Genomic DNA, 16,655 nt, shown 5'->3' with positions numbered 1-16,655 from the left:
TATATGAAAAGAGAAACAGACAAACACATTTTGAAAAACGGAATGACCGTTCTGGGCGAACCTATGGAAGAGGTTGGCTCGGCGGCATTTAATTTCCTCCTGCCCTGCGGAACATCCCGCATCGGCAAAGACCTTCAGGGGGCGGGTAAGATAATCAAAAACTGGGTAATGCGCGGGGCAGGCGGCCTTAGCGGCAGGGAGCTTACAGACCGGCTCGACGGCCTCGGCCTCCACAGAAGCAATGCAGTGGGCAGCTACCGGATGGGCTTTTCAGCGGCGATGGAGGCGGGCAGCCTTCTTGAAGCGATTGAGCTGTATTCATCTATCCTCCAGAGCCCGGAGCTGGGCAGCGACCAGTTTGAGCTCTGCCGGCAGCTTGCTTTGAGCGAGTTTATGGGTCTCGATGACAACCCGCGGCAGAAGGTGATGATAAGCCTCCGCGAAAAATTTTACCCAGAACCGCTCGGTCTGAACGCGTTCGGCACGATGGATACCCTGCATTCGCTCACAAGCGATGAAACAGCAGGGCTGATCGATAAATACTTCAGTATGCCCGATACGATTTTCTCAGTAGCGGGCAGTTATGATTTTGATAAAGTTTGCAGCAGGCTAGAAGAACTTTTCGGCGGTGCGGAAGATAAAAACATCCCGCACTTCAAAGCAGAGAAACCCCGCAGAGGATACTGGCACGAGCCCCACGAGGGCTCGCAGGTGCACATCGGGATAATGACCGAAACCGTTCCAATACGCAGCGATAAATATTTCGATGCGCAGGTGGCGGTCTCTGTGCTCTCGGGCGGAATGAGCTCACGGCTCTTCACCGAGGTACGCGAGAAACGCGGGCTCTGCTATGCTGTGGGCGCTAATTACAACACGCTCAAAGACGAAGCGGGAATCTCCTGCTACGCCGGCACAACGCCGGACAAGGCTGAGGAAACGCTCGAAGTGGTTATAGATGAATTCAAAAAGCTCAAAGACGGCGTTTCCGAAGATGAGCTCGCCCGCGCAAAAGCAGGGCTCAAGAGCACAACAGTAATGCGGAGCGAATCTTCAATGTCTCGGGCGTCTTCAATCGGCGGAGACTACAACCTCCTCGGCGAGGTACGCTGCCTTTCGGAAATCAAAAGGCGGATTGAAGCGGTTACTCTGGACAGCCTCCAAGAATTCCTCGATTCAAATCCGTTTGAGGAATTCTGCGTTGTGAGCATCGGCCCGAAAGAAATTGAAGCAGCAAAGAAAATTTGAGGTATCAGAATGCAGTTTAAGAGTAAAGTCCTTGATAACGGACTCAAAATAGTAGGCGAGACCACCAGCTCCTCACTTTCCGCAGCTGTGGGATTTTTCGTTAAAACCGGCTCACGCGATGAATCTGCTGAGAACAGCGGGGTATCCCATTTCCTCGAGCATATGGTGTTTAAAGGCACTGAGAATATGAGTGCGCTGGAAGTGAATGCTGCTTTCGACCGCACAGGAGCCCAGTTCAACGCATTTACCAGCGAGGAGAATACGGTTTTCTTTGCGGGTGTATTGCCGGAATTTCTCGAAGATGTTACCGCTATCTGGGCGGATCTGATGCGCCCTTCGCTCAGGACAGATGATTTCGATATGGAGAAGAATGTAATCCTTGAAGAGATTGCGATGTATGAGGATATGCCGCAGTTTGATGTTGTGGATAAGGCCAAAGAGCTGCACTTCTCCGGCCATCCCTGCGGAAACAGCATCCTCGGCACGAGCGAATCGATCAAAAATCTCAAGGCAGAGCAGATGCTCGAATACTTCCGCCGAAGATACAGCCCCTCAAACATTACAGTCTGCTGCTGCGGGAATTTCAACTGGGATAAATTCGCTGCGCAGATTGAAAAGCTCTGCGGGCATTGGGAAAAGGTTGATACCAAACGGGAAACCACCTTCACTGAAGGCACAGCACAAACCAAAACCTACACAAAGAAGAACCTCTCCCGAGAGCATATATGTATGGTGAGCCCGGGCGTTTCAGCGCAGGATGAAAGGCATTATGCGATGAACCTGCTGAGCCTGATTATCGGCGATGAAAAGGGCTCACGGTTTTACTGGCAGCTCGTGGATACGGCAATCGCCGAGATCGCCTCAATGCATTTCGAGGATATGGACGGCGTTGGAGCTGTTTACAGCTATTTCCAGTGCAGCCCCGAGAATTCCGAGAAAACAATCCAGACTGCAAAAAAGGTGCTGGAAGATGTGCGCGATCAGGGCATTACAGAAGAAGAGCTCGATAAGGCCAAGCACAAAGCCCTTAGCGCCCTTACGCTGAAAAACGAACTGCCCATGGGCAGACTCATCAGCGTGGCCTTCGACAGCGTGTATCTCGATAAATACATCCCCACGAAAGAGCAGATCGAGAAGATCAGGGCTGTGAGCGTGGAGGATGTGAACTCTGCTGCAAGGCTCTTCGATATGGTAAACTGCTCGCAGGCCGTTCTTACGCCCGAAAAATAAACAATAAACAAAACGAGAATCAAAGCCCCTTGCCCTGCCGGCTGGGGCTTTTTCATTTTACAGCGGCTTGCAGGCAGGCTGGAATAAGTTAAAATATTTCTGCCGTTAAACTGTTATTGTTTTAAGGATCGCAAAATGACTGATGCTGATAATAACCAATCCATTCCCAATATGCCTCAGGAGAAAAGAGGCAGGAGCCTTGAGATATGGTATAAAATTCTCTTCTCGCTATTGCTTTTAACCCCTGCTGCCTTACTTCTCTTGGCATTTGCAGTTGCGGGGAGTTTGTTTATTTACATCATTTTTGCAATTTTATTTGGATTACTATGCATTGCAGTTCTTTGCCTTGCTCTTAAGAAAAAGAATCAAATCCAGAGCGAGGGTGGCGCTGTTAGAAAAGATGAATTTGCAATCCCAGGCTTAATAACGCCCGCTGTTTGTTTTATTTCATTAGCGGCAGTGTTTGCAGGAACATTTTTGATGGAAACCGGGATCTACTCCCTTGGGTCTGATTGGAGAATTGGACAAGTTGGAAGATCTGTAACACTTTACAGCAATAACCATAACGGCAGATTCCCTGATGCGGATAAATGGTGCGACCAGCTCATAGAATCTCAGGGAGAAGGCAGCCTTATGTATCAGAAGGAAAATGCAAACTGCCCGTTTGCATTAAATGAAAATGCCCTCACCCTTGGCAAAGATGCGCCTGATGATATGGTTCTGATTTTCCCCGCCAAAGAGGGCTGGAACAGCTCCGGCGGCCTTGAGCTTTTCCAAGCCGATTCCGGTTCTTATTTTGTGAAAGTGTTTTTGGCCGGCGGGAAAACTGAAACGATACGCCCCAAAGACGCAGAAAATCTGCGTTGGAGCATTGATGATAAGATGAACATCCCCGAGCCTCCCGCTTATGCCTCTACAAGTATTGGGGCATTGATTTGCCTCTCTGCTGCAGGGGTGTTTCTCCGCAAACGCTCAGTATATCTCCGCCGGCGGGCAGGTTTGGCGGCTTTTATCACCGTGCTCTCAGCAGGAGCTGGGGCAGGATTTGCGGCTCTCGCTGAGATGATCTTCTATTCTCAGCACGTTAGGAATTACGGTATCGGCTGGGCTGCAGGCGGGGCGGCGGGAATTGCTGCCGGCGCAGTTTTCACAGGCCTTCTCTGCAAATGGAAGAGCGAATCCCCAGAGGGCTTCAAGCTGATGGGCTGGGCAACCGCAGCGGGAGCTCTAACAGGCCTTCTCGCATCTTCAGCGGCGCATCTGATCCTGATGGCAGCTTACGATTTCTTCCTGCCCCACCCGATTATGTTCGCCTCGCCTTTCGGGACGTACTCCGGATTACTGCTCGGCGGGCTGAGCATCGTCTTCCTTCAAGAACTGCCAAGGAAAAACACTCAATCTATCGAGCAGCAATAATGGATTTGAAAACCGCTTCTCGGTTTGCATATCATTTCTTTCGGTGTCTGGGCAGGCTGCCTGCAAAGCATCTTCTCTATCTTGCCCGAAAGATGGGCAGCGAGAACCCGCATATGCATAGCGGGAAGCTCTGGATAAACACGTTCTTCCCGCCTATTCCATCGCCGGCATTCGATCGGTTTATGGATTCAGTTTTGGCCAGAGCAAGAACGCCGTACTCGGCATATTTCGCTGTTACGAGCCGCTGCCCGCATTCATGCGCCCATTGCAGTTTCGCCGGCAGGCAGGCTGGAGAGCTGCCGACCGCTGATGCCCTCGAAATTATCTCGCAGATTGATTCGCTGGGCTGCCCTGTAATCGGGTTCACAGGCGGCGAGCCTCTGCTACGCAAAGACCTGCCCGAGCTGATAGAAGCCGCCTCGAAAAACGCCTCTACGGTGCTTTTTACCACTGCCTCAGGTCTCACTGAGCCAATCGCCCGCAAATTGAAAGATGCCGGGCTGAGCAGTGTTATGGTGGGGATTGAATCGGCGGAGATGGCAGAGCACAACCGGCTTCGCGGCAGGGAAAATTCCTTCCGTCAGGCTTTTGAGGGCATTAAAATCGCAAAGCAGGCTGGGCTCTATGCCGCAGCTTCCACAATCGCATTCAGAGAAAAGATTCGCTCTTGCGAAATAGAAAAAATCGCACGATTTTGCGAAAGCCTTGGTGCGATGGAGCTCCGCATACTCGAACCGATTCCAACAGGCGGCGTTTGCGGGGATGATTCGATTATCCTCTCGAGCGAAGAATCAAGAGAGATGGCGGATTTCCAGAAACGCTGGAACAGGAGAAAAACAAGCCTTGCGGTTTGCAGCTTCTCGCACCTTGAATCGGGCGAGATGTTCGGCTGCGGAGCCGGCTATCACCACCTCTTCATCGATTCGGCGGGGAACGTGTGCCCCTGCGACCTCACGCCGCTCTCATTCGGAAACGCCCTTGAAAAGCCGCTCAGCGAAATATGGCAGGAGATGGAGCAGTTTTTCCCGCTGCCCAGAAGAGGCTGCTTTATGAAAGAGGCAGCGAAAAAAGGCATTCTGCCCGCCGCCGGCAGTGCGCTGCCCGCAGGGCCCGAAACAAGCCGAAACATCTGCCGCCAGCTACCCCGCAGAGGCCGGCTCCCGAAGGTGTACGAAAATTACCTCAACCGATAAATAATCCCCCCAAGATGCTTTTAAAGCATTCTCGAGCGGCCGCACTGCCTTCAACTCTTCAATGTTATAACCCACAAAACTTCAAACACGCCCCGTTTTGCTGGAGGGGCTGTAAGGGTTGGTATAACTGCTTAAAAAAATTAAAAAAACCGGTAAATCTACCGGTCTAAAGTTTGCGTTATGCAATAAACTGTGATAAAATAAAATAATCGAAGTTTTTAGTAATATTTATGAGAATTAGAGAAGAAAGTTTGGCGTTTTATTATGAAAAGAGCAGTCTTTTATCTGGCAGTATGCACAATACTTGCCTCTGCGAGTTTTGCAGTTTATCAGGAAAATTTCGGAAACGGCAGTAATCAGTTTACTATCAGTTTCGTTGACATCTCCGGCGATGCGAGCAGTGCAAACGGAACGAATATCGGAGAAGGAAAAACTTTTTCAGACCCGGGCTACCAGTACCGTATGGGCACCCGTGAGATTACCAACGCCCAGTGGGATAAGTTTAAGGCTGATTACGGACAGGTAACCGGCGATCCTTCCAGCGCCTATGACAGCGATCCTGAGATGGGCACTAATGCCCCCACCGGCAGGGTTAGCTGGTATGAGGCTGCGCAGTTCGTGAACTATCTGAACACAAGCAAGGGACATCAGGCGGCGTATAAGTTTACCGGCACGCAGGGAACAAGCAATTACGCCCTCGATACATGGAGCACAGCAGAGGCGGCTGGCGGAACAAACCTCTACCGCCATAAAGACGCCCAATTCTTCCTGCCCACAGAGGATGAATGGGTGAAGGCGGCATACTGGAACGGAAGCAGTATCCAGACCTACGCAACAAAAGACGGTTCAGTACCAGAAGCTGGTGTGGATACAAATTATAACGATGCCAATCCTGATACTTGGGACGCAGGCAGCGGCGCAGAAGAGCTCAACGGCACATACGATATGATGGGTAACGTTTTCGAGTGGATGGAAAGCCCTTTCAGTGATCAAAACACCGCCGCAGACAGCGAACGAGTATACCGCGGCGGCTCTTATTACAATGGTGCCGATGTACTTGCTTCATCTGACCGCAGAGATATGAGTCCTTATGGTGAGTACGGAGATATAGGTTTTCGCGTGGGCACCGTCCCCGAGCCGGCAACAATGGCTCTCCTCGGCATTGGCGGTCTCTTTATTCGCCGCCGCAGGGCACGCTAAGGGTTGGTTGGGGGTTGCCTGTGATGGGCATCTGCTGACCACTTATTCCGTACGCCGCAGACGGACTACATGCGTGGCTCGGTTTAAATATCTCGTTTTGTGAAATCGCTGCGTAATACTAAAGACAATCAGAGCCGTGCGTGGGGAGGGATGTGATAAATTAGACAGGATTAACAAGATTTACAGGATGGGATAAAGATTTCATATTAATTTTAATTTGGCTTTCTCCATCAAAAGAACTTATCTTAAATCATTAGAGAAAAATTAGTGCTGATTAGTGGCTGAAAAATTTCTCTCCGCCTTTTTCTTATTTAATATTTATCCTGTAGATCCTTGCCCCGTAGCCAAAGCGGTTCGGGGCTGTAAATCCCGTCAAAATTGTATCTCCCCTCTCCGCCGCAGGCGGACTGACTCTGTCAAAAAAAACACTGTCCACATCAGAGCAGGATTGTGTATTTCGTTGAAGCGTCCTTGCCGGCAGAAAGCCTACCCTCATTTATGTACCTGTTTCCTCCAATGTAAATTTGGATTTATGGCAGTGTCCCAAATTGTGTGTCTGAAGGTTCTTTTCAGCATTTATGCTTATAAAAGGAATCCCTCTTTCTTTAGACACGCTAATTGGGGCGGTCTCGCGCCGAGGAATTTACAGCGAATTAACATATTAAATTCATTGAATTTGCGGATTTTTGATCGTTTTGCAGGTTTGTGGATTAAATCGGCGCATAAAAAAACGGGAGGCGGCCGGAGAAACCACCCCCCGAGATCACAATGAAAGCATTTACGTCCGAGTTTATTCTTCGTACAGCACAGAGTGGAGCTTGCGAAGCTTGGCCTCGTCAAATTTAACCACATCTCTGTCGTACGTCATAAGTCCGTTCACCTCGCCTTCCACGTCTGTGGTCTGTGTGTACACAGCAGCGGAGAGGTCTTGGTTTTTCTTCATTTCCACGATCTGGTCGAATTTATGCTTGTAGTTCTGGAAGAGCTCTTCCTTGGAATCGTAAGACTGATACCCCCAGTTCCTTCTGTTCGGATCCCAGAGGTGTCCTTTGATTGCGTAGCCTATTCCGCCGAATTCGCCTACAGCGGTCGCCCTGTCCTTCTCGTTTACATCCGGTTTGCGGAGGTCTTTGTGGTATGTGTGGATATCGAGGATATCGCCGCAGTCTCTCAGAGCCCATCCGCTCACAGCATCCACGAGCCTTGTTGGGTCGAGGTCTTTCACCATCCGGCTGATTCTGCATGTGTCATACTGCCCCCAGCCTTCGTTAAACGGCACCCAAACCACAACGCTCGGGCTGTTGTAGTGCTGGCTTATCATCTTCCTGAGCTCCAGCTCAAACTGGGCTTCCACCTCGGAATCCTTATACTGATCGGACTGATTTCCGCCCACGTGTTCGGGGCTGCCGCTTTTCCCGGGATTTGGTTCAATCATCCCCGACGGCATATCCTGCCAAACCATAATCCCCATCTTATCGCACCAGTAGAACCATCTGTCCGGCTCAATTTTGATGTGCTTGCGGATCATATTGAAGCCCATCTTCTTGGTCATTTCAATGTCATACTTCATCGCCTCATCAGACGGCGGTGTATGCAGTCCGTCCGGCCACCACCCTTGGTCGAGAGTTCCGTAATGGAAGAGCGGCTTGTTGTTGAGCATAAGAACCTTTGTATGATCGCCTTGTCCAAGGCTGATTTTACGCATTCCAAAGTAGCTCTTTACTGTATCAAGAAGCTTGCCTGAGCTGCTGTTTTTACCTTCAAAGAGCTCAAGCTTCAAGTCGTAGAGGAAGGGATTATCCGGAGACCACAGCTTCTGATCATCAATCTTAATTTCAAGAGGCTTATAAACGTGCCCTGTTTTCTGAGCAACACGGCTGCCGTTTTCGTAAACGCTGCAGCGAACAGAATAATTGCCAATCTCAGGGCTGTCCATAATCGGAATTATCGTAACTTTGCTGCTGTCTATATCCGGAGTGATCTCAACGTCCGCAAGATGCGCCTTTTTATTCACCGCTTCGAGCCATACTGTCTGCCAGATACCGGAATTTGGTGTGTACCATATACCGTGCTGAGAATTTTTCTGCTTGCCTCTTGCCTGCGAGCCGTAGCTGGAGGGATCTGTTACCATCACGGTAATGCTCTGCTCGCCGGTGGATTTGAGGCAGTCTGTGATATCGAAGGTGAAGCGGTCGTATCCGCCTTTGTGCCCGCCAACGTATGAATCGTTCACCCAAACGGCTGTTTTCCAGTCAACAGCTTCAAAATTCAGCAATACTTTCTTGCCGCTGAAATCATCGGGGCATTCGAATGTCCTGTGATACCAAATTTTATCGTCCGGTTCTACAAGCTCTCCCACACCTGAAAGCGAAGATTCAACGCCGAAAGGCACGAGAATTTCTTTGTCGAAATATTTTGGTTTCTCGGATGAACTGCCTGCCACTCTAAGATCCCAAAGCCCGTTGAGGCACATCCAGCCGCTTCTTTCAAACTGCGGCCTCGGGTATTCATCCCAAACTGTTTCCGGATTTATTTCTTCTGCCCATCTGGTTTTAATCTTATCGCCCACTGGTTTCCAGTCGGCAAAAGACACGGCTGCTGCTCCCAGCAGGATAAGTAATGTAACTTTTTTCATAGAATCGGTTTCTCCATAATTTAATTAAAATGTTTCCGCTTACTTTATTATCATAGATGGGCTCAAATTTTTACAAAAAAAATGTTTTTTTAATAAACTTTTTTAGAATAAAATCTGAATCGCAGCATTTTTATTCGCTTCGGAACACTTCACTTGGTTACCGATAGTTCCAATTTTCATCATAAAACCGTTATTTGGTCAGTTTCTGGGGGATTTTAGTTTCTTATTTGAATCATTACTTCCATCCCCTTATTATTTTTCGGGAATTCGAGCCGCCAGAGGCCTCCGCCCATATCTGTGATTTTCTTTGCCTCGCTGCATTCAACTGGTCTTTTGTTGTAAACAACCAAAGGACCAGACTTAACGAATTTTACAGTTAGGGTTTTGGACTTGTATTCAGCAGATTCAACTGCAGCAGCAGAAAGATATTTATCCGGCCTTCCGATTACTGCCCAGCCCTCTTTAATCGGCGAGAGCTGTACAAAACGGTCTGAAAATCCGTCCAGCTCAAATTCATACTTTGTGCCAAGCTTTCCGCCGGTTTGTTTATACCAGTCGTAATAGGCAAGGCCTTCTTCGGGAATTTCCCAAGACGGCACAGCCGGCTGGATAAACGAAGATGCGGATTTATAATCGGATTCTCTCACAGCCGCTTTCACCGGCGAATCTGGGGTTGGGTTTGCCAGATTGTATGCAATAATTGAAGCTGCCCCGTTCGGCAGGGGTGCAATCACCCTGTAGGCCTGCGGGGTGGATAAAGCTGAAAGCATCACAGAATCGGGCAGCGGAATTGCCGGAGCGAGCGGACGCAGGAGCTTGCCGTTTTCCCAGCACAGCGGCTCAATCAATTCAGGAACAAAATCCTTCGGCGCATCAGAGAGGTAAATCGGAGCCCCCGCTACAGCCTTGCTAACCGCCATCATACGCCCGGAAACCGGATCGCAGGAATGGAACATATCATGGTCCGGCCATACAGCTTGCCCCACCCAGAGCGTATTCTGATAAGACTGGAGCAAATGGGATTTCGCCTTATCTTCGTGATTAAGCAGATAATCAACGCTCACTCTTGAAACGGCGCTGTATTTTGTATTCATAACGCTGATCAGGTCAACGCAGAAACAGTTTATCAATCCATCGGTAAACTTTTTGCAGGCCTTCTCCAAAGACTGAGCGTTTTCAGCTACCGCCTCGACGGCATTTTTCCGACCCTTGTAATAGCCAACCTGCCGGTTCTGGTTGTCAATCTTCACAAAATCGAATCCATGCTCTTTCGCTGAGCCGATCAAGGCATTGTAGAATTTCTGCGAAGAGCCAGGGTCGTCTTTGGGCATCATAACCGTAAAGTCTTCATTTCCCCTTTTCTGATGGATACTGATAAGATGCGGGTCGAGCTCTTCAAGCTGATGATCTGGGCTCAGCCCCTGCCAGAGGCCGTTCATCGTATGCCAGATTCCTGTCCACTTGATTTTATCCGAACGCTCCTCCATAAGCGGGGCAAATCCTTCGGGGAAGGTTTCGGGGTTAGCCTGAAATGAAAGCATCTGGCTGGTTCTCATCCCCGAACCGCTTTGATGCTGATGCCCGTCATCAACCAGCACCCACCGAACAGGCACGGGGGAGCTCTCTATTTTTTCCATCGCTCCAACGAGCAGTTCAGAGCTAATCTCCCTGCGGTACTGCTCCCAGCTGCACCATCCCAAATATTTGAACGGCTCGGGATAGTTCTTCTGGTAACGGGGAGCAACGCGATCCTCAAATTTCCTGCAGTTGAGAATCTTTTTCCATGCATCATTGAAAACCTCAACCGGGCTGGATGCCTCTGCCCAAGCAAGCAGAGGTATATCTCCGGAAACACGGGCCTTTCCGAAAGTAGCAAGATTTATAGTAAATTTGCCGCTGTCGTGAATCTGGAAATAGCTCATAGTTTCAGCGCCTGCGAGCCCTTGGAGAAGGAGGTAACGACCGCTTTTTAGCTGAAAGAGAACCTGTAGGCCGTTTCTTGAGGGCTGGCGGGTTGTTGGGTCGGGATCGAAATCGCTGCTGATTATTTCTTCAAGACCTTTGGCTGCCCATGGGAAAATTCGATTTGCCGCTCCGAGCAAACGATTCCGCCCGTCGGTGCTGAAATACACAACCGATTCAACCGGCGGCAGACTTACTTCAAAGCTTTTCAGAATCCCGTTTTCAGGCGTTTCAGAAAAGCCTTGCAGTATCTTTAACCCGCTTCCTTTTAAGGCTTTTGCATCAAGCGCATCAGCCTTAGCTGCCATAGTGCTGACAAGCAAGATCAGCAGCAGGCTTATTTTTCCCATTGAATTTCGATTGAACATAACTTCATTACCTTTCAAAAGTATAATATTTTATTTAATTCTTAGATTTTTAAGCCAAAAGCTTTAGAAAGCATAACCTTCTGTAATGTTCATCAGCAGAGTCAGCTATGCTCTCTTCACCTAATAATCTATAATTTCAAAGCGAATTATTACGAAAAAAATGATAAGTTTTGAAAAATATAAAAAAAACCTTGACAAATAAGAGCAGCTCCTATATAGTTTGCACTAAGATTTAGATTGGCGGAAAAACCTTATGAAATCTACTGAAGAAAAAATTGAACAATTTATAGATTTGTGCAGGGGAAACGGGCTCAGGGTAACCCCGCAGCGTGTGGCTGTTTACAGAGTCCTCGCTGAGACTAATTCCCACCCTTCAGCGGAAATGGTGCACAGGGAAGTAAAAAAAGAGCACCCTGGCATTTCGCTGGATACGGTAAACAGAACTCTGCTTACGTTTAATCAGATTGGAGCGGCTTTCATAGTTGAGGGAAGCGGCGATGTTCGCAGGTTTGACGGCGATCTTGAAAAGCACCAGCACATAAAATGTGTGAGATGCAAAAGAATATTCGATTTTCATCACAAGCCGTTTGATGAAATAGAAACGCCTGAAGATATGCCGGAAGGGTTTAAAATTTTGAAAAAGTCGGTATATTTTGAAGGATATTGTAAACAGTGCTTAATTGAAATTGAAAAAACAGGTAATTAGTTAATTTTTCTAAAACAATAATATCAAAGGAGAACTATATGGAACTTAAGGGAAGTAAAACAGAAGCTAATCTTCTAAAGGCATTTGCAGGCGAATCGCAGGCAAGAAACCGTTATACATACTTTGCCGAGAAGGCAAGAGAAGAGGGTTATGAACAGATTGCAAATATCTTCGAGGAAACAGCTAATCACGAAAAAGAGCATGCCAAGAGGCTGTTCAGCTTTATGGAAGGAAGAGAAGTAGAGATAACCGCCGCTTACCCGGCAGGCAAAGTCGGCACTACTGTAGAGAATCTGCAGGAAGGCTTCGAGGGGGAGAACTACGAAGTAACAACGATGTATCCGAATTTTGCAGACGAGGCCGAACAAGAAGGCTTTAAGGACATTGCAAGACTCTTCAGAAACATCGCAAAGGCTGAAATGCACCACCGCCAGAGATACACTGACCTGAAGAAAAACCTTGAAGAAGGAAAAGTTTTCTCAAGAGACGGCAATTACATCTGGATGTGCATCAACTGCGGATACCTTCATGAGGGAAAAGAAGCGCCAAGCATCTGCCCGACATGCAGGTATCCAAAGGCCTATTTCCAGCTTAAGCCTGAGAATTACTAAAATCTGTAAAAATTTGCAGCGCCGGAGCCTTTATACTTCGGCGCTTCTTATAAAAATCTTTGAATTATCCCGCCAAGACTGTAGAATCAGTTTTAGAGCAGCGAAGTATTTAAATCAGGGATTGGAGAGAATATGGCGGAAATAAAAAACAACATCTACTACGTTGGTGCAAAAGACTGGGACAGGAAGTTCTTTGATGAGCTCGTTCCACTCAGCGAAGGCACAACTTACAACGCTTACTTCATCAAGGGCAGCGAGAAAAACGTTCTGATAGACAGCGTTGACCCCGAAAAATTTGATACGCTTCTGTCTAATCTGGAGCGGCTCGGCGTTGAAAAAATCGACTATATTGTAAGCCTTCACTGCGAGCAGGACCATTCAGGCTGCATTCCTGTAATACTTCAGGAATTCCCTGAATGCAAAGTGGTTACAAACGAAAAGAACTGCGGGCTCCTTCAGGAACACCTGCATATCAGTCCTGAGCAGATACAAGTTATCGAGGAGTGGGAGACACTCAGCCTCGGCGATAAGACCCTTCAGTTTTTCTTTATCCCGTGGGTGCACTGGCCTGAGACAATGGCCGCATACCTGCAGGAAGACAAGGTGCTTTTCCCGTGCGATATGTTCGGCTCTCATTATGCCACAAGCGAGATGTTCGCAAAATCCGACGCTTATCAGCTCGAGCTTATAAAAAGCTACTATGCTGAGATTATGATGCCTTACAAGAAGGTGATAGTTAAAAATCTGGAAAAGATCGACCAGCTCGATATTGATATGATAGCTGCAAGCCACGGCCCGATATACGACGACCCGCAGTTCCCGATAAACGCTTATAAAGACTGGGTGAGCGATAAGGTTACAAACCACGTGGTGATTCCGTATATCTCCATGCACCACAGCACGAGGATTATGGTGGAGCATCTGATTGATGAGCTTACCGAAAGGGGCATCCATGCACGGCCTTACAACCTGATTGGCTGCGATATAAGCCAGCTTGCCTCCTCTCTTGTTGACAGTGCTACGGTAGTTCTTGCGGGACCTCAGATTCTCGCAGGCCCGCATCCGGCTCTTGCCAACGCTGCTTTCCTTGCAAATATGCTCAAGCCCAAAACGAAATTCGTTTCGATTATGGGCAGCTACGGCTGGGGCGGAAAGATGGTGGAAAAGCTTCAGGCAGCTATACCGAACATAAAGGCGGAGCTTATCGAACCATTGATGATAAAAGGTATGCCTCGTGAAGATGACCTGCAGCTTATTAATGAGTTTGCAGACAAAATACTTGAAAAACACAGGTCAGAAGGGCTGGTTGAGTAAGGCCGGCGTTTGTTTGAGCTGTAACTTTAATTTAGGAGTAACTAAAATGGCTAAGAGACAACAGATTTATTTTTGCCCTGTATGCAGCAATGTAGTAGAGGTTTACTGCGGAGCCGACGGCGAGCTTTACTGCTGCGGCGCTCCTATGAGGCTTCTTGAAGGCAACACAACCGATGCGGCCACAGAAAAGCACGTGCCGGTAATCGAAAAGACCACCGACGGGTACAAAGTGTCCGTAGGGAGTGTTTTGCATCCGATGGCTCCGGAGCATTACATAATGTGGATTGAGCTTGTAGCAGACGGCTTCAGTTATGTGAAATTCCTTAAACCGGGAGATGAGCCGATTGCAGAATTCAAGGTTGATGCTGAGAAGATAACTGCAAGAGAGTACTGCAATAAACACGGGCTTTGGAAGGCTGAGCAATGATAAAAGAAAAAGTAAACAAAGCTATTAACTCCCAGATTAATGCCGAGCTGTACTCTTCATACCTCTATCTGGCTATGAGTGCTTGGTTTGCAGATAACGGTATGCCCGGCGCTGCCAACTGGACAAAGATTCAGGCGCAGGAAGAGCTTACCCATGCGGACAAGTTCTTTGAGTATGTTCTTGAGCGGGGCGGAAAGATCGAGCTTGATAAGATCGATAAGCCTGAAGGCAGCTGGGACAGCCCTATTGAGGTGTTTGAGGCAGTGCTCGCCCACGAGCAGAAGGTTACATCTTTGATTAACGATCTTATGGACGTTGCTATCAGCGAGAACGACCACGCCTCCAAGATATTCCTCAACTGGTTTGTTGAAGAGCAGGTGGAAGAAGAGGCCAGTGTGCAGGATATCATAGACAAAGCTAAAATGGCCTGCGAGACAAAAGGCGGGCTGTTTATGATAGACAAAGAGCTTGGCCAGCGGGTATTTCATCCGGCGCCGGCAGAAGAATAACACCACGGGAGAAGCCTATGAACGCAATGGAAGTTTTGGAAGTAGCCAAGACGATGGAAACAGACGGAATTGAGTTTTACTCAAGGGCCGCTGAGTCCGCTGATACTGAGTCTGCTGGAAAGCTGCTTGAGGAGCTTGCCGGTTGGGAGAAAAACCATTTCGAATATTTCGAAAAGCTTCAGGAGGCGGTTAAAAAGGCAGACAGCTTCAACCCCGACAACGAGGCAATGAAGTATCTTGACTATTTCGTGAAGTATGCGGTTTTCTCCCCCGAGAAAGACCTCGCTAAAAAAGCCCGCTCTCTTGATACGACGGGAGTTTTGAGCTATGCAATAGGGATGGAGAAGGACTCAGTTTGCTACTACCTCGGCGTAAAGGCATCACTGAAGACAGAGCAGGCCAAAGAAACTGTAGAAGAGATTATTAACGAAGAGATGAGTCATATAACGATTCTCAGCGAAGAATTGAGCAAGGTTTAGGAGAAATGCTATGCAAAAGTATGAATGCGATGTGTGCGGCTATATTTACGACCCTGCTGTAGGCGATCCTGACAGCGGGATTGAACCGGGAACATCATTCGACGATCTCCCCGACGACTGGGTATGCCCGGAATGCGGGGTTGGCAAAGATGAATTCAGCCCGGTAGAATAAGATTTATCGCCGGCAGGTTAGCAGCTTGCCGGCTTTTTCTTTTTTCAGCATAAAAGCTGTTTGCACAATCCTTTTCTGAACCCCCTCCCGCACCTCATAAACTTTTAAGCTTGCCGCTGCATTAAATGAGCTTAGAATATTTCTATCAGGTTTTACCAATAACCACTGTTTTATGTTTACAGGAGAGGCGAGATGGCTGAAAACGGTTTGATATATTTCTATATTATGGATGGGGACGGTTCTGCTCAAGAAGGCGGATGGCAGGAAATTGAAAAATGGCTGCCAGAGCAAGGCCCCTGCTGGCTGCATTTGGACTATACCGCATCTGATCCTGAAAAATGGCTTGCCGAGAAAAGCGGGCTTGATGAGGCAACAGTATCGGCGTTATTATCCGAAGAAAGCCGGCCGAGAGTTTCGATTATAGATAAAGGGGCGTTGATTGCGCTTAGAGGGGTTAATTTGAGCCCAAACTCTGAACCTGAAGATATGGTGGCAATAAGGCTTTGGGTGGATGAGAATCGAATTATCAGCACCCGAAAAAGAAAGCTGCTTTCTGAAAACGATATAATACAATCTTTCATCGATAACAAAGGCCCGAAAACCACAGGAGAATTTATAAGCGATTTGGCCGAACACCTGATTGGAAGAATAGAGAGTACTGTCCAGAACATAGAAGACGGCCTCGACGATCTTGAAGAGCAGCTTATCGCAACAGAATCCTATGACCTCCGCACAGATCTCTCAGAGATAAGAAGAGAAGCTATAATGCTCAGAAGATATCTGAACCCGCAAAAAGAAGCCATGGCCAGACTCCAAACGGACCGCTTCCACTGGCTGAGCGAGAACAACCGCCGGCATCTGCGGGAAACTAACGACAATCTAATCAGATACACCGAAGACCTCGATTCCATCAGAGACCGCGCAGCGGTAGCTCAGGAACAGCTTGCGGGCAAACTATCAGAACAGTTGAACTCCAGAATGTATATACTTTCACTTGTTGCTGCTCTTTTTCTGCCGTTAAGCTTTCTGACAGGACTTCTGGGTATTAATGTTGCCGGAATTCCCGGGGCAGAAGCGGAATCGGCTTTCTGGATATTCATATTGATATTGGCTGCGGCGGTGATAACACAAATAATCATATTCAAAAGGAAAAAGTGGCTTTAGGAAATATAGCGGCATAAGGCAAAA

At 48.1% G+C, this 16,655-nt stretch carries 15 protein-coding genes; 13 read left to right on the top strand and 2 right to left on the bottom strand.

All coding sequences use genetic code 11. The features are described from left to right. The first annotated feature begins 3 nt into the window (after window positions 1–3). The 5 genes from STSP1_RS06550 to STSP1_RS06535 all read left to right on the top strand — a co-directional run bounded on the left by STSP1_RS06550 (window position 4) and on the right by STSP1_RS06535 (window position 6,284). Window positions 4–1,245, top strand: coding sequence for a M16 family metallopeptidase (locus tag STSP1_RS06550; protein ID WP_085755583.1), 1,242 nt, complete (start codon window positions 4–6; stop codon window positions 1,243–1,245). A gap of 9 nt (window positions 1,246–1,254) precedes the next feature. Next, entirely contained in the window at window positions 1,255–2,475 is a 1,221-nt protein-coding gene (locus tag STSP1_RS06545; RefSeq protein WP_085755582.1) for a M16 family metallopeptidase, read from the top strand. A gap of 135 nt (window positions 2,476–2,610) precedes the next feature. Then, window positions 2,611–3,891 carry a hypothetical protein gene (locus STSP1_RS12490; protein WP_161491645.1) on the top strand — a complete coding sequence of 427 codons (1,281 nt, stop codon included), beginning with the start codon at window positions 2,611–2,613 and terminating at the stop codon, window positions 3,889–3,891. Then, window positions 3,891–5,084: a radical SAM/SPASM domain-containing protein gene (locus STSP1_RS06540; RefSeq protein ID WP_161491644.1), complete on the top strand. Its 1,194-nt coding sequence runs from the start codon at window positions 3,891–3,893 to the stop codon at window positions 5,082–5,084. The genes STSP1_RS12490 and STSP1_RS06540 overlap by 1 nt, the downstream gene beginning before the upstream one ends. Window positions 5,085–5,348: 264 nt before the next feature. Further along, complete coding sequence (locus STSP1_RS06535) at window positions 5,349–6,284, top strand: SUMF1/EgtB/PvdO family nonheme iron enzyme (protein ID WP_085756676.1); 936 nt, start codon at window positions 5,349–5,351, stop codon at window positions 6,282–6,284. Window positions 6,285–7,074: 790 nt separating this feature from the next. Here STSP1_RS06535 and STSP1_RS06525 read toward each other — a convergent pair. Continuing rightward, complete coding sequence (locus STSP1_RS06525) at window positions 7,075–8,919, bottom strand: glycoside hydrolase family 2 protein (protein ID WP_085755579.1); 1,845 nt, start codon at window positions 8,917–8,919, stop codon at window positions 7,075–7,077. Between the two features lie 215 nt (window positions 8,920–9,134). Next, window positions 9,135–11,249, bottom strand: coding sequence for a Sip1-related alpha-galactosidase (locus STSP1_RS06520; protein ID WP_085755578.1), 2,115 nt, complete (start codon window positions 11,247–11,249; stop codon window positions 9,135–9,137). A gap of 253 nt (window positions 11,250–11,502) precedes the next feature. Between STSP1_RS06520 and STSP1_RS06515 the strand changes: the two genes are divergently transcribed. From STSP1_RS06515 to STSP1_RS06480, 8 genes are all read left to right on the top strand, one after another. Then, window positions 11,503–11,955 carry a Fur family transcriptional regulator gene (locus STSP1_RS06515; protein WP_085755577.1) on the top strand — a complete coding sequence of 151 codons (453 nt, stop codon included), beginning with the start codon at window positions 11,503–11,505 and terminating at the stop codon, window positions 11,953–11,955. Between the two features lie 38 nt (window positions 11,956–11,993). Further along, complete coding sequence (rbr, locus tag STSP1_RS06510; RefSeq protein ID WP_085755576.1) at window positions 11,994–12,566, top strand: rubrerythrin; 573 nt, start codon at window positions 11,994–11,996, stop codon at window positions 12,564–12,566. Window positions 12,567–12,698: 132 nt separating this feature from the next. Then, window positions 12,699–13,880: an FprA family A-type flavoprotein gene (locus STSP1_RS06505; RefSeq protein ID WP_085755575.1), complete on the top strand. Its 1,182-nt coding sequence runs from the start codon at window positions 12,699–12,701 to the stop codon at window positions 13,878–13,880. 46 nt (window positions 13,881–13,926) lie between these two features. Continuing rightward, complete coding sequence (locus STSP1_RS06500; protein WP_085755574.1) at window positions 13,927–14,307, top strand: desulfoferrodoxin; 381 nt, start codon at window positions 13,927–13,929, stop codon at window positions 14,305–14,307. Next, a complete protein-coding gene (locus STSP1_RS06495; protein ID WP_085755573.1) occupies window positions 14,304–14,816 on the top strand; it encodes a ferritin in 513 nt (170 codons plus the stop codon). Before STSP1_RS06500 ends, STSP1_RS06495 begins: the two co-directional genes overlap by 4 nt. Before the next feature lie 17 nt (window positions 14,817–14,833). Further along, window positions 14,834–15,295: a ferritin family protein gene (locus STSP1_RS06490; protein WP_085755572.1), complete on the top strand. Its 462-nt coding sequence runs from the start codon at window positions 14,834–14,836 to the stop codon at window positions 15,293–15,295. A gap of 10 nt (window positions 15,296–15,305) precedes the next feature. After that, on the top strand, window positions 15,306–15,467 hold the full coding sequence (gene rd / locus STSP1_RS06485) for a rubredoxin (protein WP_085755571.1): 162 nt from the start codon (window positions 15,306–15,308) through the stop codon (window positions 15,465–15,467). A gap of 192 nt (window positions 15,468–15,659) precedes the next feature. Further along, complete coding sequence (locus STSP1_RS06480; RefSeq protein ID WP_085755570.1) at window positions 15,660–16,631, top strand: zinc transporter ZntB; 972 nt, start codon at window positions 15,660–15,662, stop codon at window positions 16,629–16,631. Window positions 16,632–16,655 lie beyond the last annotated feature (24 nt).

The sequence above is a fragment of the Sedimentisphaera salicampi genome (assembly GCF_002117005.1).
Lineage (GTDB): Bacteria > Planctomycetota > Phycisphaerae > Sedimentisphaerales > Sedimentisphaeraceae > Sedimentisphaera > Sedimentisphaera salicampi.
Note: the sequence above shows the minus strand (reverse complement) of the source record. Positions and strands in the feature narration are given on the sequence as shown.

Coding starts and splice junctions, on each gene's coding strand:
- STSP1_RS06515 (WP_085755577.1), top strand. CDS start 11,503: ATGAAATCTACTGAAGAAAAAATTGAACAATTTATAGATTTGTGCAGG.
- STSP1_RS06520 (WP_085755578.1), bottom strand. CDS start 11,249: ATGTTCAATCGAAATTCAATGGGAAAAATAAGCCTGCTGCTGATCTTG.
- STSP1_RS06505 (WP_085755575.1), top strand. CDS start 12,699: ATGGCGGAAATAAAAAACAACATCTACTACGTTGGTGCAAAAGACTGG.
- STSP1_RS06490 (WP_085755572.1), top strand. CDS start 14,834: ATGAACGCAATGGAAGTTTTGGAAGTAGCCAAGACGATGGAAACAGAC.
- STSP1_RS06545 (WP_085755582.1), top strand. CDS start 1,255: ATGCAGTTTAAGAGTAAAGTCCTTGATAACGGACTCAAAATAGTAGGC.
- STSP1_RS06500 (WP_085755574.1), top strand. CDS start 13,927: ATGGCTAAGAGACAACAGATTTATTTTTGCCCTGTATGCAGCAATGTA.
- rbr (WP_085755576.1), top strand. CDS start 11,994: ATGGAACTTAAGGGAAGTAAAACAGAAGCTAATCTTCTAAAGGCATTT.
- STSP1_RS06525 (WP_085755579.1), bottom strand. CDS start 8,919: ATGAAAAAAGTTACATTACTTATCCTGCTGGGAGCAGCAGCCGTGTCT.
- STSP1_RS06535 (WP_085756676.1), top strand. CDS start 5,349: ATGAAAAGAGCAGTCTTTTATCTGGCAGTATGCACAATACTTGCCTCT.
- STSP1_RS06480 (WP_085755570.1), top strand. CDS start 15,660: ATGGCTGAAAACGGTTTGATATATTTCTATATTATGGATGGGGACGGT.
- STSP1_RS06495 (WP_085755573.1), top strand. CDS start 14,304: ATGATAAAAGAAAAAGTAAACAAAGCTATTAACTCCCAGATTAATGCC.
- rd (WP_085755571.1), top strand. CDS start 15,306: ATGCAAAAGTATGAATGCGATGTGTGCGGCTATATTTACGACCCTGCT.
- STSP1_RS12490 (WP_161491645.1), top strand. CDS start 2,611: ATGACTGATGCTGATAATAACCAATCCATTCCCAATATGCCTCAGGAG.
- STSP1_RS06540 (WP_161491644.1), top strand. CDS start 3,891: ATGGATTTGAAAACCGCTTCTCGGTTTGCATATCATTTCTTTCGGTGT.
- STSP1_RS06550 (WP_085755583.1), top strand. CDS start 4: ATGAAAAGAGAAACAGACAAACACATTTTGAAAAACGGAATGACCGTT.